The sequence below is a fragment of the Sulfitobacter sp. 1A15299 genome (assembly GCF_043556915.1).
Classification (GTDB): domain Bacteria; phylum Pseudomonadota; class Alphaproteobacteria; order Rhodobacterales; family Rhodobacteraceae; genus Sulfitobacter.
The window spans coordinates 627,795-648,767 of sequence record NZ_JBIFFJ010000001.1; the positions used below are offsets into that span (position 1 = coordinate 627,795).

The window sequence follows — 20,973 nt, forward strand, 5'->3', positions numbered from 1 at the left end:
GGCGGGAACTATGGAAAGGGACAGCGTGAAAGATCAGGCTGACAGCTATGTCACCGACGACGGCCGCACCATCGGCCCGACGGTGATGGAGATGAAGAACATTACCCTGCGCTTTGGCGGTGTGGAGGCGATCAAGGATATTTCCTTCGACATCCGCGAGGGCGAGATCCGCGCGATCATCGGGCCGAACGGGGCGGGCAAATCCTCGATGCTGAACGTGATCAGTGGCTTCTATGTCCCCCAAGAGGGTGAGGTCTGGTACAAGGGCGCCAAGCGGCCCCCGATGAAACCCTATCAGGTGGCCCAGCAGGGCATCGCCCGGACCTTCCAGAACATTGCGCTTTTCGAGGGCATGTCAGTGCTCGACAACGTGATGACGGGGCGTCTGACGCAGATGAAGACCGGGATGCTGGCGCAATCCTTCTGGAAAGGCGCAGCCGAGCGCGAAGAGATCGAGAACCGCGAGATCGCCGAGAAGGTCATCGACTTTCTGGAAATTCAGGCGATCCGCAAGACCCCGGTGGCGCGTCTGCCCTACGGTCTGAAAAAACGGGTCGAACTGGCCCGCGCGCTGGCCGCCGAGCCGACGATCCTGCTGCTGGATGAACCGATGGCCGGCATGAATGTCGAGGAGAAGGAGGACATGAGCCGCTTCATCCTTGACGTGAACGACGAGTTTGGCACCACCATCGCGCTCATCGAGCACGATATGGGCGTGGTCATGGACCTGTCCGACCGCGTCGTGGTGATGGATTACGGCCGCAAGATCGGTGACGGCTCGCCCGATGAGGTGCGCAACAACCAAGAGGTGATCGACGCCTATCTGGGGGTGGCCCATGACTGAGCGCTGCACGATCACCCGCAATGACACTGCCGTTCTGACTTTGGGGAGGGCCAATGATGCCTGAGCAACTGGCGTTTACGATCGAGGTCTTTCTCAACGGGCTGATGGCCGGGGTGCTTTATGCGCTTGTGGCGCTTGGCTTCGTGCTGATCTACAAGGCTTCGGGCATCTTCAACTACGCCCAAGGTGTCATGGCGCTCTTTGCCGCGCTGACGCTGGTGGGGATCATGGAAGGGCAGGTGCCTTTCGGCCATCTGATCAACGCGATCCTTGGCACCGAGGTGCATCACTTCGGCTGGCACATTCCGGCGTTCCTTGCCATCGTGCTGACTATGATCGTGATGATCGTGCTGGCCTATTGCGTGCAGCGCTTCGTGTTCCGCTACCTCGTGGGGCAGGAACCGATCATCCTTTTCATGGCGACCATCGGTCTGGCCTATTTCCTCGAAGGGGTGGGCGACCTGATGTGGGGGTCCGAGATCAAGACCCTCGACGTCGGCTTGCCGCAGGGCATCAACGTCTGGATCGACGAATTCACCTATAACGCCACCGGTTACGGCTTCTTCATCGACAACCTTGATATCGTGGCCTCTGTGGTGGCGGCGGTGCTCGTGATCGGGTTGGTGATGTTCGCGCAATATACCAAGCAGGGCCGCGCCATGCGCGCCGTGGCGGACGATCACCAGGCCGCGCTCTCGGTCGGTGTCTCGCTGAACTTCATCTGGATCCTCGTCTGGTCGCTCGCCGGTTTCGTGGCGCTGGTCGCAGGCATCATGTGGGGCGCGAAGTCGGGCGTGCAGTTCTCGCTCTCGCTCATCGCGCTGAAGGCGCTGCCGGTGCTGATGCTGGGCGGTTTCACCTCGATCCCCGGTGCCATCGTCGGCGGGCTGATCATCGGCGTGGGCGAAAAGCTCTTCGAGTTCCTGATCGGTGCCCCCTTCCTTGGCGGCGCGACCGAGAACTGGTTCGCCTACATGCTGGCGCTGGTCTTCCTTGTCTTCCGCCCGCAGGGCCTGTTCGGGGAGAAGATCATTGAGCGGGTTTGATACAGGCTACCCGGAAACTGTCCGGGGGACAGTTTCGCCTGTTCAAAGGGCGAAGCCCCGGATTGAGAATGCCATGCTGCGCGGCGCGCGCGCAGCCCAAGGCGCACTGACCGCTGAGAGCGCAGTGCAAATGACTACCGCAGAAGGGAAAGCAGTCTAATGTTCTATCGTGAAGCGGGCGATTTCAACACGTCCTACGCCCAAGATCAGCAGACCTTCCCGATCAAGTTCGACCGGTACCGCTACTATCTGGTGCTCTTCATCGCGGTCTTCGTCGTGCCCTTCGTGGTGAATGACTACTGGGTGAACTCGCTGTTCCTGCCCTTCCTGATCTACGCCATCGCGGCGATCGGGCTGAACATCCTCGTCGGCTACTGCGGGCAGGTGAGCCTTGGGACCGGGGGTTTCATGGCGGTGGGAGCTTATGCCTGCTACAAGCTGATGACGGCGATGCCCGAGGTCAGCATGTTCATCCACATCCTGCTGGCGGGCGGCATCACCGCCGCCGTGGGTGCGCTGTTTGGCCTGCCGTCCTTGCGGATCAAGGGGTTCTACCTCGCCGTGGCGACGCTGGCGGCGCAGTTCTTCCTCGTCTGGCTCTTCAACCGGGTGCCGTGGTTCTACAACTACTCCGCCTCCGGCCAGATCAGCGCGCCCGAGCGGGACACCTTCGGCATCCTGATCACCGGCCCCAATACCGAAGCCTGGGCGACCTATATGTTCTGCCTGATCTTCACCGTGGGCAGCGCACTGGTGGCGCGTAACCTGACGCGGGGCTCGGTGGGGCGCAAGTGGATGGCCATTCGCGACATGGACATCGCCGCCGAGATCATTGGGGTGAACCCGCTGCGTGCCAAGCTCACGGCCTTTGCGGTCAGCTCCTTCTTCATCGGGGTCTCGGGCGCGCTCTTCTTCTCGATCTACCTCGGCGCGGTGGAAGTGGGCGAAGCCTTTGGCATCAACAAATCCTTCCTCGTGCTCTTCATGATCATCATCGGGGGATTGGGCAGCATCTTCGGCAGCTTCGCCGGGGCGGCCTTCCTCGTGCTCCTGCCGGTGCTTTTGAAGATCGTCGGCGTGGACTGGCTGGGCTGGCCCACGGATATCGTGGCGCATTTGCAGCTGGTGATCGTGGGCGGGCTGATCGTGGTCTTCCTGATCGCTGAGCCGCACGGGCTGGCGCAGCTGTGGCGCGTCGCCAAGGAAAAACTGAGATTGTGGCCCTTCCCGCACTAAGCGGGAGCCATGAAAAGCGAGGCCGGAGGGAGGAAACCCGGCCCAAACACCCAAGTCGGACAATCCAAGGGAGGAAACACCGATGAAATACAAACTGGGAACACTGGCCGTAGCTGGCCTGATGGCGGCAAGCCCCGTGATGGCGGACCTCGTCTTTCCGTCGCTGAGCTATCGCACCGGGCCCTATGCCGCGGGCGGCATCCCCTTCGCCGACGGCTATGCCGACTATTTCACCCTGCTCAATGAGCGTGACGGCGGCATCGGTGGCGAGACCATCCGCGTGCCGGAATGCGAGACCGCCTATAACACCGAGAAGGGCGTGGAATGCTACGAATCCACCAAGGGTGAAGGCGCGTTGGTGTACCAGCCGCTTTCGACCGGCATCACCTACCAGTTGATCCCCAAGGTCACCGCTGACGACATTTCCATGCTGACCTCCGGTCTGGGCCGTACCTCGGCCAAGAACGGCAATGTCTTCAGCCATGTGTTCAACTTCCCGGCCAACTACTGGGACGGTGCCTCGGTGGCGATCAAGCACATCATGGAAGAAGAGGGCGGCAGCCTCGAAGGTAAGAAGATCGCGCTGGTCTATCACAACTCCGCCTATGGTAAGGAGCCGATCCGCACCCTGCAGGAACTGAGCAAGAAACATGGTTTCGAGCTGAAGGAAGTGCCCGTCGACCACCCCGGTCAGGAGCAGAAATCCCAGTGGCTGCAAATTCGCCGTGACAAGCCCGACTATGTGATCATGTACGGCTGGGGCGTGATGAACCAGGTCGCCGTGCAGGAAGCCGCCAACATCCGCTTCCCGATGGACAAGTTCATCGGCATCTGGTGGTCCGGCTCCGAGAACGACGTGCTGGCCGCCGGTGCCAAGGCCGATGGCTACAAGGCGCTGACCTTCCACAACGTCGGCTCCGACTATCCGCTCTATGACGATCTGCAGAAATACGTCGTGGACGCGGGCAAGGCCGCAGGCGCGGGCGATCAGGTCGGCTCCGTTCTGTACAACCGTGGCATCTATGCCGCGATGCTGGTGGCCGAGGCCGCGCGCACCGCGCAGGAAATCCATGGCGTCAGCGACATCACAAGCGGCCAGATGCGCGACGGGATGGAACAGCTCGAGATCACCGAAGAGAAGATGGCGGCGCTTGGCCTGCCGGACTTCGGCCCCGAGTTCTCCGTCTCTTGCGAGAACCACGGCGGCGAAGGCTTTGTGGCCGTGACCCAGTGGGATGCCGAGGCCAAGGAGTGGAACCTCGTGTCGGACTTCATGCAGTCGGATCAGGACGTGATCCAGCCGCTGATCGACGAGGACAGCTCGGCCTACGCCAGCGAGAACGCCATCGAGGGCAACTGCTAAGAACCCTGCTCCCGGCCACCTATCGGGTGGCCGGGGACATCTTCGAACCCCAGGAAAGGTCCACCACATGCTGGATGCCGCCAACACCAATGACGTCGCAGTCGACAACCTGCTCGAGGTCAACAATATCGAGGTGATCTACAACCACGTCATCCTCGTGCTGAAGGGCGTCAGCCTGAACGTGCCCAAGGGCGGCATCACCGCGCTTCTGGGCGGCAATGGCGCCGGCAAGACGACGACGCTCAAGGCGATCTCGGGGCTGCTGGCCTCGGAGCGTGGGGAGGTCACCAAGGGCTCGATCAAGTACCGGGGCGGCGCGATCCAGCATCAAGACCCCGCCGAGATCGTGAAACAGGGGGTCGTGCAGGTCATGGAAGGCCGGCACTGCTTTGAGCACCTCACCATCGAGGAAAACCTGCTCACTGGCGCTTACACGCGCAGCGACGGCAATGCCGCGATCCAGCGCGACCTCGAGATGGTCTATAATTATTTCCCCCGTCTGAAGGAGCGCCGCCGTTCGCAGGCCGGCTATACCTCGGGCGGTGAGCAGCAGATGTGCGCCATTGGCCGCGCGTTGATGTCCCGGCCCGAGACGATCCTGCTGGACGAACCCTCGATGGGCCTCGCGCCGCAACTGGTGGAGCAGATCTTCGAGATCGTGAAATCGGTCAACGAACAGGAGGGCGTGACCTTCCTGCTGGCCGAGCAAAACACCAACGTCGCCCTGCGTTTCGCGCATTACGGCTACATCCTCGAATCCGGGCGCGTGGTGATGGACGGTCCCGCCAAAGATCTGCGCGAGAACCAGGACGTGAAAGAATTCTACCTCGGCATGTCCGACGAAGGCCGCAAGAGCTTCCGCGACGTGCGCAGCTACCGCCGCCGCAAGCGCTGGCTCAGCTAAGCCGGCACCGCCCGGACCCGAAGGAAAGACCATGATGAGACCAGAGCGGGCCTATGCCCTCTCAAGTGATGCCATAGCAGGAAAGTGACAGGGATGCTCACCAAGCCCCATTTCGACGATCTGGAAACCCGCAGCGCCGACCAACGGGCGGCCGATCTGGCGCAGGCCTTGCCGCAGCAGATCGCCCGCGCGCAGGGCTTGCCGGGCTATGGCGAGACGCTCAAGGGGGTGGATGCGGCGCAGATCACTTCTACCGAGGCGCTGGCCGACCTGCCGGTGCTGCGCAAGTCCGAGCTCGGCAAGGCGCAGGCAGCGCAGGCGCCCTTCGGCGGCTTCACCACCAAGCCGGTGACCGAGTTCAGCCACGTCTTCCAATCCCCCGGCCCGATCTACGAGCCGTCGAGCAACGCGCCCGACTGGTGGCGCATGGGGCGGTTCCTGCATGCCGCCGGGATTGGCGCGGGCGACGTGGTGCACAATTGCTTTGGCTACCACCTGACCCCGGCCGGCATGATCTTTGAGTCCGGCGCCCGGGCCGTGGGGGCCACGGTGCTGCCCGCCGGGACCGGCCAGACCGAGCTTCAGGTCACCGCCGCCCGCGACGTGGGTTCCACCGCCTATGCCGGAACGCCGGATTACCTGAAGGTGATTCTCGAGAAAGCCGATGCCATGGGGGTGAAGCTGAACATCACCAAGGCGGCAGTCGGCGGCGGGGCGCTTTTCCCCAGCCTGCGGGCCTTCTATCAGGAGCGCGGCATTACCTGCCTGCAATCCTATGCCACCGCTGACTTGGGCAATATCGCCTATGAAAGCCCGGCGATGGAGGGGCTCATCGTCGACGAGCAAGTCATCGTCGAGATCGTCACCCCCGGCACCGGCATCCCCGTGGCCCCGGGCGAGGTCGGCGAGGTCGTGGTCACCACGCTCAATCCCGACTACCCGCTGATCCGTTTCGCCACAGGCGACCTCAGCGCCGTGCTGGAGGGCGAAAGCCCTTGTGGACGCACCAATATGCGCATCAAGGGCTGGATGGGCCGCGCCGACCAGACGACCAAGATCAAGGGCATGTTCGTGCGGCCCGAGCAGGTCGCCGCGTTGGTTGCCCAGCACGACGAGATCGAGAAGGCCCGCGTCATCGCCAGCCGCGAGGGCGAGGCCGATGTCATGACCGTGCAGATCGAGACCGCCGGAGAGGACAAGGACGCCTATGCCCAATCCGTGGCCGATCTGCTCAAGCTCAAGGGCCGTGTCGAACTGGTCGCCCCCGGCAGCCTGCCGCGTGACGGGCTGGTGATCGAGGATACCCGCAGCTACGACTGAGGCGCAGCGTCGCGCCCTCTGGCATTTCCGAGTGAAATCGTCGAAATAGGGCGCATGACGCTGAACCCCGCCTCCACCGAGACACCCCACCTGCGCCGCGCCCGCGACGGGCTGCGCGCGCTCTCGGGCGTTGCCCTGACCGTGGCCCTCTTCTGCGCGCTGCCGATGCTGGCGGTGCTGATCGCCGCCCTCAGCGGCGGGACCGAGACGGTGCAGCACCTGATCGACACGGTGCTGGGCCGCTACACGGCCACCACGCTCTTGTTGGTGCTGCTGGTCTCTCTGGGCACCTTCGCCATCGGTGTGGGGGCCGCGTGGCTGGTCACGATGACGCGTTTTCCGGGCGCGAAACTTCTCGAGATCGCGCTGGTCCTGCCGCTGGCCTTCCCGGCCTATGTTCTGGCCTATGCCTACACCCATGTGCTGGACCATCCCGGCATCGTGCAGACCGTGCTGCGCGACGCCACCGGCTGGGGGCCGCGCGATTACTGGTTCCCCGAGATCCGCTCGCTCGGCGGGGCGGCGGCGATGCTGGTGCTGGTACTCTACCCTTACGTCTACCTTCTGGCGCGCGCCGCTTTCCTGCAGCAGAGCGGGACGACCTTTCTGGCCGCCCGCGCGCTTGGCTCCAGCGCATGGGCCGCGTTCTTCAAGGTCAGCCTGCCGCTGGCGCGGCCCGCGATTGCCGGGGGCGTGCTGCTGGCGGTGATGGAGACCATCGCCGATTTCGGGACCGTAGCCTATTTCGGCGTGCAGACCTTCGCCACCGGTATCTACACCAGCTGGTTTTCCATGTTCGACCGCGCGGCGGCGGCACAGTTGGCGCTTTGCCTGCTGAGCTTCGCGTTCTTGCTGGCGATGCTGGAGCGGGCGCAGCGCGGCAAGGCCAAGTATCACGACCCCTCCCGCCGGACCCAGTCGGCACCGCCAGCCGAGTTGAAAGGCTGGCAGGCTGCGGCGGCGATCGTGCTTTGCGGGGTGCCGGTGCTGTTGGGCGCGGTGTTGCCGGTGGTGATCCTCGTGACCATGGGGCTCGACAGCGAGCAGAGCCTGCTGAGCCCGCGCTACTTGGGCTTCATGCGCAACTCGGTGACGCTTGCCGGGGTCGCGGCGCTGCTGACGGTGCTGGCGGCGATCAGCGTGGGCTTCTACCGGCGGCTGCGCCCGGGGCGGGTCTCGCAGGGCGCGGCCTATGTGGCGCGGCTCGGCTACGCGGTGCCGGGCGGGGTGATTGCGGTGGGGCTTCTGGTGCCCTTTGCGGCCTTCGACAACGCGCTCGACGCCTGGATGCGCGAGACCTTCGACATCTCCACCGGGCTGTTGATCACCGGCTCGATCTGGCTTCTGGTGCTGGCCTATCTGGTGCGCTTCCTCGCCGCGGCGCTTGGCGCCTATGAGGGCGGACAGTCGATGGTGCATGCCAATATGGATGCCGCCGCGCGCTCGCTGGGGCAGACGCCTCTGGGCACGCTGCGTCGGGTGCATCTGCCGATCCTCGCGCCGAGCCTGTTGACCGCGTTGCTGATCGTCTTTGTCGACGTAATGAAGGAGCTGCCCGCGACGCTGATCATGCGGCCGTTCAACTATGACACACTTGCGGTGCAGGCCTATCGGTTGGCCAGCGACGAGCGGCTGAACGGGGCCGCGGTGCCGAGCCTCGTGATCGTGGCGATGGGGTTGTTGCCGGTGATCCTGATCTGCCGGCAGGTGGGGCGGCAGCGGTAGATCCCGAGGGCCAGCGCCTGCCCGTGGGGTGGCGAACCAGACCTGCGTTTGTGCCGCTTTATGGTGCCGCCTTGGCGTGACTCAGATGACTTCCACCCAGCCTCACCAAATCGCCAGCCCGTCGCACCAGAGGTGCGCCGTTATTGATCGGCACGCCTTTGGCGTGACGGGACGGGCAGGCGATGGCCCGGCGCCTGCGGCTTGATACCGGGCCGGGAACGATGAGGGCAGCGCCCTCCCTGGGGGGCGATGATCGGCCTGCTTTCTGCAATGTCATTGCCAAGGGCGCAGGCGCGGCGTCATGCGGTGGCCTTGCAAAATCGCCCTCCGGGGGGAGGGAGGGCGATGCCCGTGGTTCCCACGGGCGGGGCGCTTGCGGGAGGCGCAGCGCAATAAAAAAGGCGGGCCCGAAAGCCCGCCTCCTGCTCGATTGTCTTGCTGATTATTCCCAGCCGACCGAGTTGAAGATCTTCTGCGCGGTGCCGATGTTCTCGGCCACGTCCGACAGGTTCACCTCGTCGGCCTTGAACTCACCCAGCTGCTTCACGCTGTCGGCCAGTTCCACACCTTCCACGGTGGGGAATTCGTCGTTGCCCGCCGAGAAGTAGACCTGCGCCTGATCCGAGGCGAGATACTCAAGGAATTTCACCGCGTTCTCGCGGTTCGACGCGTTCTTGGCCACACCGCCACCCGAGAGGTTCATATGCGCGCCGTTGCCTTCCTGATCGGGCCAGATCACGCCGATCTTGCCAATATCGGCGCTGACGCCATCGACATCGGTGCGGATCGCACGGGCGAAGTAGTAGCTGTTGGAAACCGCGATGTCGCACTCACCGGAAACGATGCCGCGCAACTGGTCGGTGTCACCACCCTGCGGGGCGCGCGCCATGTTGTCGACCACGCCCTGCGCCCAGTCGGTGGCGGCTTCTTCGCCCTCATGGGTCACGATGGAGGCCAGCAGGGTCTGGTTATAGGTATTGGTCGAGGAGCGGATGCAGACCTGACCTTTGTACGCGGGATCGGCGAGGTCCATGTAGGTCGCGGGCGGGTTGTCCATCGTCTCTTTGTTGTAGAAGATGATCCGCGCACGCTGCGACAGGCCGAACCACTGGTTGTCGTCGTCCTGCAGGTTGGCAGGGATGCGCTCTTCCAGTGTCTCGCTCTCAATAGCTTGCAGCAGGCCCAAGTCCTTGGCGCGCTTGAGGCGGCTTGTGTCCACGGTCAGCAGGACGTCGGCGGGGGAATTCGCGCCTTCGGCTTCCATACGGGCCAGCAGTTCGTCGGCCTTGCCTTCGATGCGGTTGATGGTGATGCCGGTTGCTTCGGTAAAGTCGGAGTAGAGCCGCTCATCGGTGTCGTAGTGACGCGAAGAGTAGAGGTTCAACTCGCCATCGGCCAGCGCGGGCAGGGCCAGCGCCATAAGCGCGGCGGCGGCAGTCGATGTTTTGCAGAAGGTCATATCAGGGTCCTGTCTCATTGGTATAACTTGACTGAAACAGTAAGAAACAGATTTCACCCTGTCCTGCAACCAATTCCGATAGAATTGGTTGGAAAGCCCCCGGCGAAGCGGCGCCGGGGGGTGTGCCGTCAGTCCTTGCTGCCGATCTTGTCTTGGGTCTTGGTGTCGAAATCACTGGCGTCGTGACGCTCATGCAATTGCATCGACAGGTCATCCCCGAAGGCACGATTGACCATACGGCCCCGGGTCACGGCAGGGCGCGCGTCAATCGCCTCGGCCCAACGCATGACGTTCTTGTAAGAGGTCACATCGAGGAATTCCGCCGCGGAGTAGAGCCGACCGAGGACCAGTTGCCCATACCAGCTCCAAATCGCGATATCGGCGATGGAGTATTCATCGGCAAAATATTCATGCTCGGCCAAATGTTTGTCCATCACGTCAAGCTGGCGCTTGGTCTCCATCGCGAAACGGTTGATGGGGTATTCGAACTTCTCCGGCGCGTAGGCATAGAAATGGCCAAAGCCGCCGCCAAGGTAAGGCGCGCTGCCCATCTGCCAGAAAAGCCATGAGAGCGCCTCGGTCCGGCGGGCGGGGTCTTGGGGCAGGAAGGCGCCGAACTTTTCGGCAAGGTAGAGCAGGATCGCTCCCGACTCGAAGACCCGCTGCGGCGTGTCGCCGGAGCGGTCCATCAACGCGGGAATTTTCGAATTGGGGTTCACCTCGACAAAGCCGGAGCCGAACTGATCGCCCTCGGAAATATCAACTAACCACGCGTCATATTCCGCCGCCTTGTGACCTGCCGCCAGCAGTTCTTCGAACATCACAGTGACTTTGACCCCGTTGGGCGTGGCGAGGGAGTAAAGCTGAAAGGGATGCTCCCCAACGGGCAGTTCCTTGTCATGGGTCGCCCCGGCGATGGGGCGGTTGGTGCTGGCGAATTTGCCGCCGCTCTCTGATTCCCATTTCCAAACCTTGGGGGGCGTATATTCGGGCGTGTCCGACATGATGGTCTTCCTTGTTATTCAAGCCTGCCTTGAAGGTGGGGTTTTGCGCCGGGGTTGCAAGCAGTTAGGCGCAACGAAAAAAGCCGCCCCCGAAGGGGCGGCCTTTAAATCGAATAGCTGCGAAGCTCAGCCCTGACGGGCTTTGAACCGGCGCTGCGTCTTGTTGATGACGTAAACGCGGCCTTTGCGACGCACAACACGGCAATCGCGATGCCGATTCTTGAGCGAGCGGAGCGAATTGCGAACCTTCATGGTCGTCTCCTCATGTCGTGGCGCGGGCCAGCGCCTGGGTTGCGGGCAACCCGCGCAGGGCGGGTCGATGAATAAATGGTGGGCGATACTGGGATCGAACCAGTGACCCCTTCGATGTCAACGAAGTGCTCTACCGCTGAGCTAATCACCCACTTTTCAGCGTTTCCGTATCGGCCCCAAAACTAAATGGGGCGCGAAATTTCGCGCCGTTGGGGTGCTATAAAAGGAGTCGGCGGCGGGATCAAGGGCTTTTGGCGCGGAATAAACACGCTATGTTCGACTTAGAGGAATTTATTATGCCGATGACCGCTTACGAAGTACTGCATCCGGACAGAAACCACTCCTGCGTGGTCTTTGCGTCGCCTCATTCGGGGCGGGATTATGCGGCGTCTTTCCTGCGGCGGTCGGTGTTGGACGAACATGCAATCCGGTCATCCGAGGATGCTTTTGTCGATCTTTTGTTCGACTGCGCACCGCTGTATGGCGCTTCTTTTATCAAGGCAGGGGCCCCGCGGGCCTATATCGACCTTAATCGCGCGCCGGAGGAACTCGATCCATCTGTCATCGAAGGCATTCCGCGGCAGGGGCATAACCCGCGCGTGGCCTCGGGGCTGGGGGTGATTCCCCGCGTCGTGGCCAATGGCCGGGCGATTTATCGCGGCAAACTGTCCCAAGAAGAGGCGCAGTTGCGAATCGACAGTTATTGGCGACCCTATCACGCAAAATTGCAGGAGTTGCTCAGCGGGGCGCACCGCCGTCATGGCCAAGCGGTGCTGGTTGATTGCCATTCCATGCCGCATGAGGCGATGGACGGCGTGGCCCGTGGTGGGATGCGGCGGCCCGATGTCGTTCTGGGTGACCGTTTCGGCGCGGCGGCGGGGGGCGAGGTGGTCGACCGGATCGAAGCGGCCTTCGTCGACGCGGGTTTCGTCGTGACGCGCAATTCGCCCTTTGCAGGGGCCTATATCACCCAAGCCTATGGCCGCCCGTCCCGGGGGCAACATGCGGTGCAGGTGGAAATCGACCGCGCGCTTTATATGAACGAACGCTTGATTCGCCCTAATGGCGCTTTCGAGGCGGTTCAGGCGGCGCTGCAACGTGTGGTGGCCGAGGTGGCGCAGATCGGTCAGGAGCGGCTTCCGCTCGCCGCGGAGTAGGCTCAGCGCAGCGCGCGGCCTTTGACGATGGCTTTTTCACCGAAACGGCTGCGGATGCGATCGGCGGCGCGTTCGGCCCGGCTGCGTTGTGCCGCACCGGGGTCGAGCAGATCGCCCGCCATATCCGCCCCCTCGGCGCCCGACAACTCGGACAGGCCCACGCCGATCAGCCGATAGGCGCTTTGGTGATCGACCTGATCGAAGAGGGCGCGGGCGGTGCGGTAAATCCGGTCGGCCAATTGGGTCGGGTCATGCAGCGACAGGCGGCGCGACAGCACGGTATGATCGGCCCGTTTGAGCTTGAGCGTCACCACCCGGCCCGCCATCTCTTTCGCCTTGGCGCGGTCTGCCACCTTCTCCGCCAAGCGCCAGATATGGCCGTCCAGAATCTCTGCATCGCCCGTATCGTCAGAGAATGTCGTCTCGTTGCTGATCGACTTCACCGGACGGTGGCGTGAGACGCGGCGGGCGTCTTGCCCCCGTGCCAGATGCCACAGCCGCTCGCCCATGCTGCCAAAGCGCGCGATGAGGTCGGTCTGTTCCCACCGCAAGAGATCGGAAAAGCTGCGGATGCCGGCCTTTTCCAGCGCGGTTTGCGTGGCGGCACCGACGCCCCAGATCATGCCCACTGGTTTGTCGCGCAGAAAGTCCGCCGTTTCCCCCGCGCCGATGACAGAGAACCCATGCGGTTTGTCGAGGTCCGAGGCGACTTTGGCCAGAAACTTGTTGTGGCTCAACCCGATGGAGCCGGTCAGCCCCAGTTCGGTTTTCATCCGCCGCACCAATCGTGCCAGCATCATCGCCGGAGGCTGGCCGTGCAGCCGCGCGGTGCCGGTCATATCGAGAAAGGCTTCGTCCAGCGACAGCGGCTCGATGGCAGGGGTCATCTCTTCCATCATGGCGCGGATCGCGCGGGAGGCTTCGGCATAGACCTCCCGCGCCGCCCCCCGCCGATGATGACGGGTTTGCCCGCGAGTTCGGGATTGTCGCGCTTTTCGACCGAGGCATAGAAGGCGTCGCAATCCATATGGGCGATGGAGAGGTCGAAGAGTTCCGGGTGGGACAGCACGCGCGGACTGCCGCAGCGCGGGCAGCGCCGCGCCGGCGGGATTTCAGACAGACAGTCGCGACAGAGGGTGGCCATGGGTACACCGGATGGGCAGGGTTCGGGCGACGATTCTAACCAGATCGCGAGGGATTGAACATGGTCTTTGATGGCGCAAAGCTTGCGCTTTACCTAGGGGAGAAGCTGGCCGTGATCCTGCGCGACGATCTGCCGGGGCTGCTCTTTGCCGATCACTGGGATTTGCCCGGCGGGGGCCGCGAGGGGGACGAGACCCCGCTGGCCTGCGCGTTGCGTGAATGCCGCGAAGAATTGGGGATCGTGGTGCCTGAAGGTGCCGTGGTCTGGGAGGGCTGCTTTGACGAGGGCGGGCGGATCAAGTGGTTCTTCGTCGCGCGCTTACCGGCCGAGTCGGAGGCTCAGATCGTCTTTGGCGATGAGGGGCAGCGCTGGCGCTTGATGACCGAGGCGGAGTTTCTCAACCATCCCCGCGCCGTTCCCGCCTTTCAAGACCGCTTGCGGGTCTATCTTGCAGAGCGCGCTAATGGGAGGATGCCGGGCAAACAAAGGCCCCCCGCCTGCGTGAGCGGGGGGAGGTGACGAACATCAGGAAGAACCAGTTCGTCGGGGAGTATCACCTGAGTTCAACATAACATATCCGGCGGTTTTTCCCTAACCTTGATGGCCGAGTCCAAGGCGCATCCCGGCGCGCTGTGGTCGATTTGCTACAGGCGCGGGCAAGCCCGTTGTTAACCTTCGGAAATTTCCTGAAGCACGGCGCGGGCGGCGGCGGCGGGGTCTTCGGCCTGCCAGATCGGGCGGCCCACCACGATATGATCGGCCCCGTCCGCAATGGCCTGCCCCGGTGTGGCGACGCGTTTCTGGTCGCCCAAAGCGGCCCCTTGGGGGCGCACGCCGGGGGTGACGATCAGCTTGCCGCCCGCCTCGGGCAGGGCGCGGATCGCCGCGGCTTCTTGGGGGGAGGCGATAACCCCATCCGCGCCCGCGTCCAGCGCCCTGCCCGCGCGGGTCAGCACCAGATCGCCCAGATCGCCCGGCTGGATCAGCGCGGCGTCAAGATCGGCGCGGTCCAGCGAGGTAAGGATGGTCACGGCGAGGATTTTCATATCGGTGCCCGCGGCCCCTTGTTTGGCCGCGGCCACCACATGCGGGTCGCCGTGAACGGTCAGGAAGTCCAGATCGAACTGCGCAAGGCCCCGCACTGCCGCCTCGACAGTGGCGCCGATGTCAAAGAGTTTCATATCGAGGAAGATGCGCTTGCCATGCTCTTGCTTCAACTCATTCGCCAAGGCCAAGCCGCCGCCGGTCAGCATGCCCAGGCCGATTTTGTAAAAGCCCACGGCATCGCTGAGCTTTTCGGCCAGTTCCAGCCCCGCGACCGCATGGGGAACATCAATGGCGACAATCAGACGGTCATCAGACATGCGAGGGCTCCTGCCAAATTTTAAACGGCTTTGACCTACGCTGCGGCGCGGGGCAAGTCCATCATTCATGCGGGGAGGGCGCAAAAAAGAGGCCCGAACGCCGCTAAGCGGGTCCGGGCCAAGTAATCAGAGACTTAGCAGGCAGGCACTGGTCTCTGGTGTGCGGAACGCCACATCGGGACAGATGAGGTGGCGGCAGGTCCGCGGGCAGCCGCGCGGCAGGCAGGCGCCGCGCGGAAGGGGGTCAAGCTGCGTCGCGACCGGGGAGGTGCATGACCTCTTCCAGCCAGCGCAGCGGATCGAAGCTGCGGCGTCCGGCCCGCTGTGCGGGGACGTGGCGCAGGACTTCAGAACTCAGGCCACGCTTTTGTGCGTGGCGACGAAGCGCCTGACGGGAGAGCCCGTCGGCGGCATCGCGATATGACATGGTGATGGGGGCGTCGATCGCACAGGCATAGCGGCGCAGCTGCTCCCCGTCTTGGACGGTCACCAGCGCTTCGAAACACTGAGTGGCCGCATTATAGGTGACATCTGTCAACTGGATCGGGCGCGTCTGCATCGTTTCACCTCTTGCGTTCTTCTGAACCTTTGCAGGCTGCTTTGTCCTGCTCTCCTCTGCTGGGTAAACGCGAGAGGCGGCAAAATGGTTTCATTATGGTTACAGCTTCTGTGGATAAAGGTTAACAATGTATTTATTTTAATGTCCTAGGGATGTATTTAATGTCTCAAAGTTGCCGTATTTTCGCCTCATTGGCTGATTTTCTCCTATTGGCGGCCGGTCTCTCGGCGGTATTTTGCGCTTGGATGGTCTTGAACCCGCAGCACCGCTTCCCAAATTGAGAGCGAGGCTCAGACCGCCGCGTGCCACATATCGGGCGCGGCATTTTGGAGCGCTTGTAGAAAAGGAGAGACCCATGGACTTGAGCAAGTTCACGGAAAGATCGCGCGGCTTCATTCAGGCGGCGCAGACCATTGCAACACGGGAAAGCCATCAGCGGTTGGCCCCGGAACATGTCCTCAAAGCACTGCTGGACGACGACCAAGGGCTCGCGCGGAATCTGATCGCCGCGTCGGGCGGCGACGGAGCGCGCGTGGTGCAGGCGCTTGATCTGGCACTTGGCAAGATACCGAAAGTCACCGGCGATGCGGGGCAGGTCTATCTGGAAGGCACCACCGCCAAGGTGCTGGCCGAGGCCGAAGCGATTGCCAAGAAAGCAGGCGATAGTTTCGTCACTGTCGAGCGCATTCTGACCGCGCTTTGCATGGTGAAATCCGGCGCAAAGACGGCGCTGGAAGCGGGGCAGGTAACCGCCCAAGGGCTGAATGCGGCCATCAATGACGTGCGCAAGGGCCGCAAGGCCGACAGCGCCACCGCCGAAGACAATTATGAGGCGCTGGAGAAATACAGCCTCGACCTGACCGCGCGGGCCGAAGAGGGCAAGATCGACCCGATCATTGGCCGGGACGAAGAAATCCGCCGCGCCATGCAGGTGTTGAGCCGCCGCACCAAGAACAACCCGGTGCTGATTGGTGAACCCGGCGTTGGTAAGACTGCCATCGCCGAAGGTTTGGCGCTGCGTATCGTGCATGGTGACGTGCCTGAATCCCTGCGCAACAAGCGTCTGCTCGCACTCGACATGGGGGCGCTGATCGCCGGCGCGAAATACCGTGGTGAATTCGAAGAGCGTTTGAAAGCCGTGCTGACCGAGGTGACCGAAGCCGCGGGCGAGGTGATCCTCTTCATCGACGAGATGCACACGCTGGTCGGTGCCGGTAAGGCCGATGGCGCGATGGATGCGTCGAACCTGCTGAAGCCTGCGTTGGCGCGGGGGGAATTGCACTGTGTTGGTGCCACCACCCTCGAAGAGTACCGCAAATATGTCGAGAAGGACGCAGCCCTTGCGCGGCGGTTCCAGCCGGTGATCGTGCAGGAGCCGACAGTGGAAGACACTGTTTCGATCCTGCGTGGTATCAAAGAGAAGTATGAGCTGCACCACGGCGTGCGCATCAGCGACACCGCGTTGGTCGCGGCGGCGACGCTCAGCCATCGCTACATCACCGACCGCTTCCTGCCCGACAAGGCGATCGACCTGATGGATGAGGCGGCGAGCCGTCTGCGGATGGAGGTCGACAGCAAGCCTGAAGAGCTGGATGCGCTGGATCGCCAGATCCTACAGCTTCAGATCGAGGCGGAGGCGTTGAAGAAGGAAGACGATGCCGCGTCCAAGGATCGGTTGGAGGCTTTGCAAAAAGACCTAAGCGATCTGCAAGACCGCAGCGCCGAGATGACGGCGCAGTGGCAGGCCGAGCGTGACAAGCTGGCCGGGGCGCGCGACATCAAAGAGAAGCTCGACCATGCGCGGGCCGAACTCGACATCGCGAAACGCGAAGGCAACCTCGCGCGCGCGGGCGAGCTATCTTATGGCGTGATCCCGCAGTTGGAGCGTGACCTCGAAGCCGCCGAAGGCCGCGAGGACGACATGCTGGTGGAAGAGGCCGTGCGCCCCGACCAGATCGCCTCCGTCGTCGAGCGTTGGACAGGCATCCCGGCGGGCAAAATGCTGGAAGGTGAGCGCGACAAACTGCTCCGGATGGAAGAGCAGTTGCATGATCGCGTGATCGGGCAGAACGCCGCCGTGAAGGCGGTGGCCAATGCCGTGCGTCGCGCGCGGGCGGGGCTCAATGACGAGAACCGCCCCTTGGGCAGCTTCCTCTTTCTCGGGCCGACCGGCGTGGGCAAGACTGAGTTGACCAAGGCCGTGGCCGAGTTCCTCTTTGACGACGACAGTGCGATGGTGCGCATCGACATGTCGGAGTTTATGGAGAAACACGCCGTGGCCCGTCTGATCGGCGCGCCTCCGGGCTATGTCGGCTACGACGAAGGCGGCGTGCTGACCGAAGCGGTGCGGCGTCGGCCCTATCAGGTCGTGCTCTTCGATGAGGTCGAAAAGGCGCATCCCGATGTCTTCAACGTGCTCTTGCAGGTGCTCGACGATGGTGTGCTGACCGACGGTCAGGGCCGCACGGTCGACTTCAAGCAGACGCTGATCGTGCTGACCTCCAACCTCGGGGCGCAGGCGCTGAGCCAACTGCCCGAGGGCGGCGATATGGCGGCGGCCAAGCGTGACGTGATGGATGCGGTCCGGGCGCATTTCCGGCCCGAGTTCCTGAACCGTTTGGACGAGACGATCATCTTTGACCGTCTGGGCCGCAAGGACATGGATGGGATCGTCGATATCCAGATGGCGCGGCTGCTCAAGCGACTTGCCGGGCGGAAGATCACGCTCGATCTGGATGATGCCGCGCGCAAGTGGTTGGCGGACGAGGGCTATGACCCGGTCTTCGGGGCGCGGCCTTTGAAGCGGGTGATCCAGCGTACCGTCCAGGATCCGCTGGCCGAGATGCTCTTGGCCGGGGATGTGAAGGACGGCGACACCGTTACCGTTCGCGCCGGGGCCGATGGCTTGATCATCGGCGATCAGGTGGCCGCGTCGAACCGGCCCAAACCGGATGATGCCACGGTGCATTAAACGCCCACAACATTGAGAAAGGCCGGGGTTTTCCCGGCCTTTTTGCTTGGGCTAAAACCCGCGAAAGGCGTCCATTATTCGCCAATCGCCTCTTTCACGATCTCATCGAGCAGGCTCTGCACCTCCTGCATCGCGCCGTCGGGAAAGGCGCGGTAGCCGATGGTCACTTCCTCACTCTCGGGGCGTTGCATGACGAAAATGTCGTAGGGGCAAAAGCCGATGTTCATTACATCCGCCTCCATCACCTTGCGCGACAGCGCGGCCGAGCAAAAGCTGAACACCTCCGCCGCCTCGAACAGCACCACGTCAGAGCCGACATCGGCGCGGGTGCGGTCGAGCATCTCACCGACATGGCTGACGTTTTCGGGGATGAGCCCTTGGTTCAGGATCGCATTCTCCACTCCGAAGGTTACATCGCCGAAGCTCTGGTCGGTGGTATAGGTGACCATTTCATCCGCTTGGGCGGCGCTTGCGCAGATCAGGCCGGCGGCGAGAAGAAAACGGATCATGGCGGCACTCCTTTGAATAACGGCGCCTGACATTCCGGTGTGCTGGCTGAAATCCGGGCGAAAGGATTTGGTCTGGCTTCCGGCGGGCGCTAACTCTGCATGAGTATAGTAGGGAGCGCTGAAATGGCCAATCGCTGGATCAATCGACTGACGGACCGTGACGTGACTGATGAGGCGCAGTACCTCAACCGGCGGCAAATCATGGGCGGCGCGATGGCGGGGCTGGGCCTTGCCGGGCTGGGGCAGGGGGCCGCGGCCCAGGAGGGGCTGACCCCGAATGACTACGAAGACATCACCCAATACAACAACTACTACGAATTCGGCACCGGTAAGGGCGATCCCGCGAAACACGCAGGCGCGCTGACCACCGCCCCTTGGACCGTGACCATCGCGGGGATGGTCGACAAGCCCGGCGATTACGCTTTCGAGGATATCATGAAGGCGATGACCATCGAGGAGCGCATCTACCGCCTGCGCTGTGTCGAAGCGTGGTCGATGGTGGTGCCGTGGAACGGGTTCGAGCTTGCCGATCTGCTCAATATGGCCGGGGTGCAATCCGGCGCGAAATACGTGGCCTTTGAGACTGCCTACCGCCCCGAAGAGATGCCGGGCCTGCGTTTCCCCGTGCTCGACTGGCCCTATGTCGAAGGGCTGCGGCTGGATGAGGCGATGCACCCGCTGACGATCATGGCCACCGGCATCTATGGCAAGGACATCCCGAACCAGAACGGCGCGCCGCTGCGGTTGGTCGTGCCGTGGAAATACGGGTACAAATCCATCAAATCCGTGGTGCGCATCACGCTCACCGAGAGGCAGCCGCCGACCAGTTGGAACAAGGCCGCCCCGCGGGAATACGGTTTCTACAGCAACGTGAACCCCAAGGTCAGCCATCCGCGCTGGTCGCAGGCCGATGAACGCCTCATCGGCGGCGGGCTTTTCGCGCGACGCCAGCCGACGCTGATGTTCAACGGCTACGAAGAGGAGGTGGCATCGCTTTACGAGGGCATGGACCTGACGGCGAACTTCTGATGCCTGCCGCAATATATATACACCTTCCTTTGGCTCAAGCGCCGCTGTCTGGCGTGGCCGCAGCATGACGCGCCTGACCGATGCCATGAACCGGGCGGCTCGGCGCATTCCGGTCTGGGTTGTCTATCTCCTGCTGGCCCTGCCCATCCCGTGGTTCTTTTACCAAGGGCTTACCGGCGGGCTGGGGCGTGATCCGGTAAAGGGGCTCGAACATCTCTATGGCCTTTGGGCGCTGCGCCTGCTGATCGCCGGGTTGGTGGTCACCCCGTTGCGCCGGTTGTTTGGGGTGAACCTGCTACGCTTTCGCCGGGCGATCGGTGTGATGACCTTCGTCTATGCGCTCGCGCATCTGATGGTCTGGGCGCTGCTGGACGTGCAGGGGCTCTCGCGAATCTGGGCGGATATTCTCAAACGGCCCTATATCACCATCGGTATGGCCGGGTTTCTCTGCCTTGTGCCGCTCGCGGCCACATCCAACAATTGGTCGCTGCGCAAGCTGGGGTCAGGTTGGCGCAAGCTCCACCGGCTGACCTACGCCGCCGCGGTCTTGGCGGCCCTGCACTTCGTCTGGCTGGCGAAAGGATTTCAGCTAGAGCCGCTGGTCTATGCAGGTCTTGTCGCGGTGCTTCTGATCTATCGGCTGCCGTTTGGGCGTCTTTGGCAGAAAGACCCACGGGGATGGACGGCTCGGAGGAAGCAGCAGGGGTCGTGATTCACATGTCTGAAACGCGCGATTCCGGCCCGTGGCATGTGGATAACTGGTGGCGTTAACATAATGGCGGTGCCGCGCGCCGTCTTCGGCTGAATTCTGCTGGATGTCTGGGTGTCTAAACCATTGTTTTTAAGTATTGATCTGCGGGTTTCATAAAAACTGCACAAAACTTCAAAAAACGGCTTGCGGCTTTGCGCCACTCGCCTTAGAACCCCCTTCACCGGCGGCGCTGAGGCGCACGGCGGGGCGCCAGGCGGGGCGGACGGCAGCGGAGACGCGGATGTTCGGATCACGAGGCGGATAAGAATTCGAGGTAATCGAGGCGGGGCGCGCCGTTAAGTTAGGGCGCATCTCAGTTTCTTTTGTCTCAACGCT

The 20,973-nt window shown here is 62.8% G+C and carries 18 protein-coding genes, 1 tRNA gene and 1 pseudogene; 12 read left to right on the top strand and 8 right to left on the bottom strand.

The window, feature by feature from the left end; translation table 11 throughout:
• Positions 1–25: 25 nt before the first annotated feature.
• From ACGYK7_RS03075 to ACGYK7_RS03105, 7 genes are all read left to right on the top strand, one after another.
• Positions 26–844 (top strand): ABC transporter ATP-binding protein, encoded by an 819-nt coding sequence (locus tag ACGYK7_RS03075; protein WP_209218595.1) that lies wholly within the window; start codon positions 26–28, stop codon positions 842–844.
• Positions 845–900: 56 nt separating this feature from the next.
• Positions 901–1,890, top strand: coding sequence for a branched-chain amino acid ABC transporter permease (locus ACGYK7_RS03080; RefSeq protein ID WP_394398869.1), 990 nt, complete (start codon positions 901–903; stop codon positions 1,888–1,890).
• A 159-nt stretch (positions 1,891–2,049) separates the two neighbouring features.
• Positions 2,050–3,126, top strand: a complete 1,077-nt coding sequence (locus tag ACGYK7_RS03085) for a branched-chain amino acid ABC transporter permease (RefSeq protein ID WP_394398871.1) — start codon at positions 2,050–2,052, stop codon at positions 3,124–3,126.
• 82 nt (positions 3,127–3,208) lie between these two features.
• Entirely contained in the window at positions 3,209–4,489 is a 1,281-nt protein-coding gene (locus ACGYK7_RS03090) for an ABC transporter substrate-binding protein (protein WP_394398873.1), read from the top strand.
• Between the two features lie 67 nt (positions 4,490–4,556).
• Positions 4,557–5,393, top strand: coding sequence for an ABC transporter ATP-binding protein (locus ACGYK7_RS03095; RefSeq protein WP_394398875.1), 837 nt, complete (start codon positions 4,557–4,559; stop codon positions 5,391–5,393).
• Between the two features lie 93 nt (positions 5,394–5,486).
• Entirely contained in the window at positions 5,487–6,713 is a 1,227-nt protein-coding gene (locus ACGYK7_RS03100; protein WP_394398936.1) for a phenylacetate--CoA ligase family protein, read from the top strand.
• A gap of 54 nt (positions 6,714–6,767) precedes the next feature.
• A complete protein-coding gene (locus ACGYK7_RS03105; protein WP_394398877.1) occupies positions 6,768–8,438 on the top strand; it encodes an ABC transporter permease in 1,671 nt (556 codons plus the stop codon).
• A gap of 442 nt (positions 8,439–8,880) precedes the next feature.
• Here ACGYK7_RS03105 and ACGYK7_RS03110 read toward each other — a convergent pair whose 3' ends face one another.
• From ACGYK7_RS03110 to ACGYK7_RS03125, 4 genes are all read right to left on the bottom strand, one after another.
• Positions 8,881–9,897, bottom strand: a complete 1,017-nt coding sequence (locus ACGYK7_RS03110) for a Fe(3+) ABC transporter substrate-binding protein (RefSeq protein ID WP_394398879.1) — start codon at positions 9,895–9,897, stop codon at positions 8,881–8,883.
• A 128-nt stretch (positions 9,898–10,025) separates the two neighbouring features.
• Positions 10,026–10,901 carry a glutathione-dependent disulfide-bond oxidoreductase gene (gene yghU, locus ACGYK7_RS03115; protein ID WP_394398881.1) on the bottom strand — a complete coding sequence of 292 codons (876 nt, stop codon included), beginning with the start codon at positions 10,899–10,901 and terminating at the stop codon, positions 10,026–10,028.
• A 126-nt stretch (positions 10,902–11,027) separates the two neighbouring features.
• Positions 11,028–11,153 carry a type B 50S ribosomal protein L36 gene (gene ykgO / locus ACGYK7_RS03120; protein ID WP_005850168.1) on the bottom strand — a complete coding sequence of 42 codons (126 nt, stop codon included), beginning with the start codon at positions 11,151–11,153 and terminating at the stop codon, positions 11,028–11,030.
• Positions 11,154–11,229: 76 nt separating this feature from the next.
• Positions 11,230–11,304: transfer RNA gene (locus ACGYK7_RS03125), tRNA-Val, on the bottom strand.
• A gap of 145 nt (positions 11,305–11,449) precedes the next feature.
• Between ACGYK7_RS03125 and ACGYK7_RS03130 the strand changes: the two genes are divergently transcribed.
• The gene (locus ACGYK7_RS03130) at positions 11,450–12,310 is read left to right on the top strand and encodes an N-formylglutamate amidohydrolase (RefSeq protein WP_394398883.1); all 861 of its coding nucleotides are present in this window, start codon (positions 11,450–11,452) and stop codon (positions 12,308–12,310) included.
• Positions 12,311–12,312: 2 nt separating this feature from the next.
• Here ACGYK7_RS03130 and ACGYK7_RS03135 read toward each other — a convergent pair.
• Positions 12,313–13,454: pseudogene (locus ACGYK7_RS03135) on the bottom strand (DNA polymerase IV).
• Between the two features lie 60 nt (positions 13,455–13,514).
• On the opposite strand from ACGYK7_RS03135, the gene ACGYK7_RS03140 reads away from it, so the two are divergent.
• A complete protein-coding gene (locus ACGYK7_RS03140) occupies positions 13,515–13,973 on the top strand; it encodes an NUDIX hydrolase (RefSeq protein ID WP_394398885.1) in 459 nt (152 codons plus the stop codon).
• A gap of 149 nt (positions 13,974–14,122) precedes the next feature.
• Here ACGYK7_RS03140 and pyrF read toward each other — a convergent pair whose 3' ends face one another.
• Positions 14,123–14,818, bottom strand: a complete 696-nt coding sequence (gene pyrF, locus ACGYK7_RS03145) for an orotidine-5'-phosphate decarboxylase (RefSeq protein ID WP_394398887.1) — start codon at positions 14,816–14,818, stop codon at positions 14,123–14,125.
• A 244-nt stretch (positions 14,819–15,062) separates the two neighbouring features.
• Positions 15,063–15,377 (bottom strand): orotidine 5-phosphate decarboxylase, encoded by a 315-nt coding sequence (locus ACGYK7_RS03150; RefSeq protein ID WP_394398889.1) that lies wholly within the window; start codon positions 15,375–15,377, stop codon positions 15,063–15,065.
• Positions 15,378–15,732: 355 nt separating this feature from the next.
• Here ACGYK7_RS03150 and clpB point away from each other — a divergent pair, with 355 nt between their 5' ends.
• Complete coding sequence (gene clpB, locus ACGYK7_RS03155) at positions 15,733–18,348, top strand: ATP-dependent chaperone ClpB (RefSeq protein WP_394398891.1); 2,616 nt, start codon at positions 15,733–15,735, stop codon at positions 18,346–18,348.
• A 74-nt stretch (positions 18,349–18,422) separates the two neighbouring features.
• Here the strand turns inward: clpB and ACGYK7_RS03160 are convergent, their stop codons facing one another.
• Positions 18,423–18,857: a DUF302 domain-containing protein gene (locus ACGYK7_RS03160; protein WP_394398893.1), complete on the bottom strand. Its 435-nt coding sequence runs from the start codon at positions 18,855–18,857 to the stop codon at positions 18,423–18,425.
• A gap of 123 nt (positions 18,858–18,980) precedes the next feature.
• Between ACGYK7_RS03160 and msrP the strand changes: the two genes are divergently transcribed.
• Positions 18,981–19,886 carry a protein-methionine-sulfoxide reductase catalytic subunit MsrP gene (gene msrP, locus ACGYK7_RS03165; protein ID WP_394398895.1) on the top strand — a complete coding sequence of 302 codons (906 nt, stop codon included), beginning with the start codon at positions 18,981–18,983 and terminating at the stop codon, positions 19,884–19,886.
• A gap of 64 nt (positions 19,887–19,950) precedes the next feature.
• On the top strand, positions 19,951–20,598 hold the full coding sequence (gene msrQ / locus ACGYK7_RS03170; RefSeq protein WP_394398897.1) for a protein-methionine-sulfoxide reductase heme-binding subunit MsrQ: 648 nt from the start codon (positions 19,951–19,953) through the stop codon (positions 20,596–20,598).
• The last annotated feature ends 375 nt before the right edge of the window (positions 20,599–20,973 follow it).

Bases quoted from the DNA above. Each gene is read 5' to 3' on its own strand.
- yghU (WP_394398881.1), bottom strand. From the start codon at position 10,901: ATGTCGGACACGCCCGAATATACGCCCCCCAAGGTTTGGAAATGGGAA.
- ACGYK7_RS03160 (WP_394398893.1), bottom strand. From the start codon at position 18,857: ATGATCCGTTTTCTTCTCGCCGCCGGCCTGATCTGCGCAAGCGCCGCC.
- pyrF (WP_394398887.1), bottom strand. From the start codon at position 14,818: ATGTCTGATGACCGTCTGATTGTCGCCATTGATGTTCCCCATGCGGTC.
- ykgO (WP_005850168.1), bottom strand. From the start codon at position 11,153: ATGAAGGTTCGCAATTCGCTCCGCTCGCTCAAGAATCGGCATCGCGAT.
- ACGYK7_RS03105 (WP_394398877.1), top strand. From the start codon at position 6,768: ATGACGCTGAACCCCGCCTCCACCGAGACACCCCACCTGCGCCGCGCC.
- ACGYK7_RS03090 (WP_394398873.1), top strand. From the start codon at position 3,209: ATGAAATACAAACTGGGAACACTGGCCGTAGCTGGCCTGATGGCGGCA.
- ACGYK7_RS03100 (WP_394398936.1), top strand. From the start codon at position 5,487: ATGCTCACCAAGCCCCATTTCGACGATCTGGAAACCCGCAGCGCCGAC.
- clpB (WP_394398891.1), top strand. From the start codon at position 15,733: ATGGACTTGAGCAAGTTCACGGAAAGATCGCGCGGCTTCATTCAGGCG.
- ACGYK7_RS03150 (WP_394398889.1), bottom strand. From the start codon at position 15,377: ATGCAGACGCGCCCGATCCAGTTGACAGATGTCACCTATAATGCGGCC.
- ACGYK7_RS03110 (WP_394398879.1), bottom strand. From the start codon at position 9,897: ATGACCTTCTGCAAAACATCGACTGCCGCCGCCGCGCTTATGGCGCTG.
- ACGYK7_RS03130 (WP_394398883.1), top strand. From the start codon at position 11,450: ATGCCGATGACCGCTTACGAAGTACTGCATCCGGACAGAAACCACTCC.
- msrQ (WP_394398897.1), top strand. From the start codon at position 19,951: ATGACGCGCCTGACCGATGCCATGAACCGGGCGGCTCGGCGCATTCCG.
- ACGYK7_RS03140 (WP_394398885.1), top strand. From the start codon at position 13,515: ATGGTCTTTGATGGCGCAAAGCTTGCGCTTTACCTAGGGGAGAAGCTG.
- ACGYK7_RS03085 (WP_394398871.1), top strand. From the start codon at position 2,050: ATGTTCTATCGTGAAGCGGGCGATTTCAACACGTCCTACGCCCAAGAT.
- ACGYK7_RS03080 (WP_394398869.1), top strand. From the start codon at position 901: ATGCCTGAGCAACTGGCGTTTACGATCGAGGTCTTTCTCAACGGGCTG.
- msrP (WP_394398895.1), top strand. From the start codon at position 18,981: ATGGCCAATCGCTGGATCAATCGACTGACGGACCGTGACGTGACTGAT.
- ACGYK7_RS03095 (WP_394398875.1), top strand. From the start codon at position 4,557: ATGCTGGATGCCGCCAACACCAATGACGTCGCAGTCGACAACCTGCTC.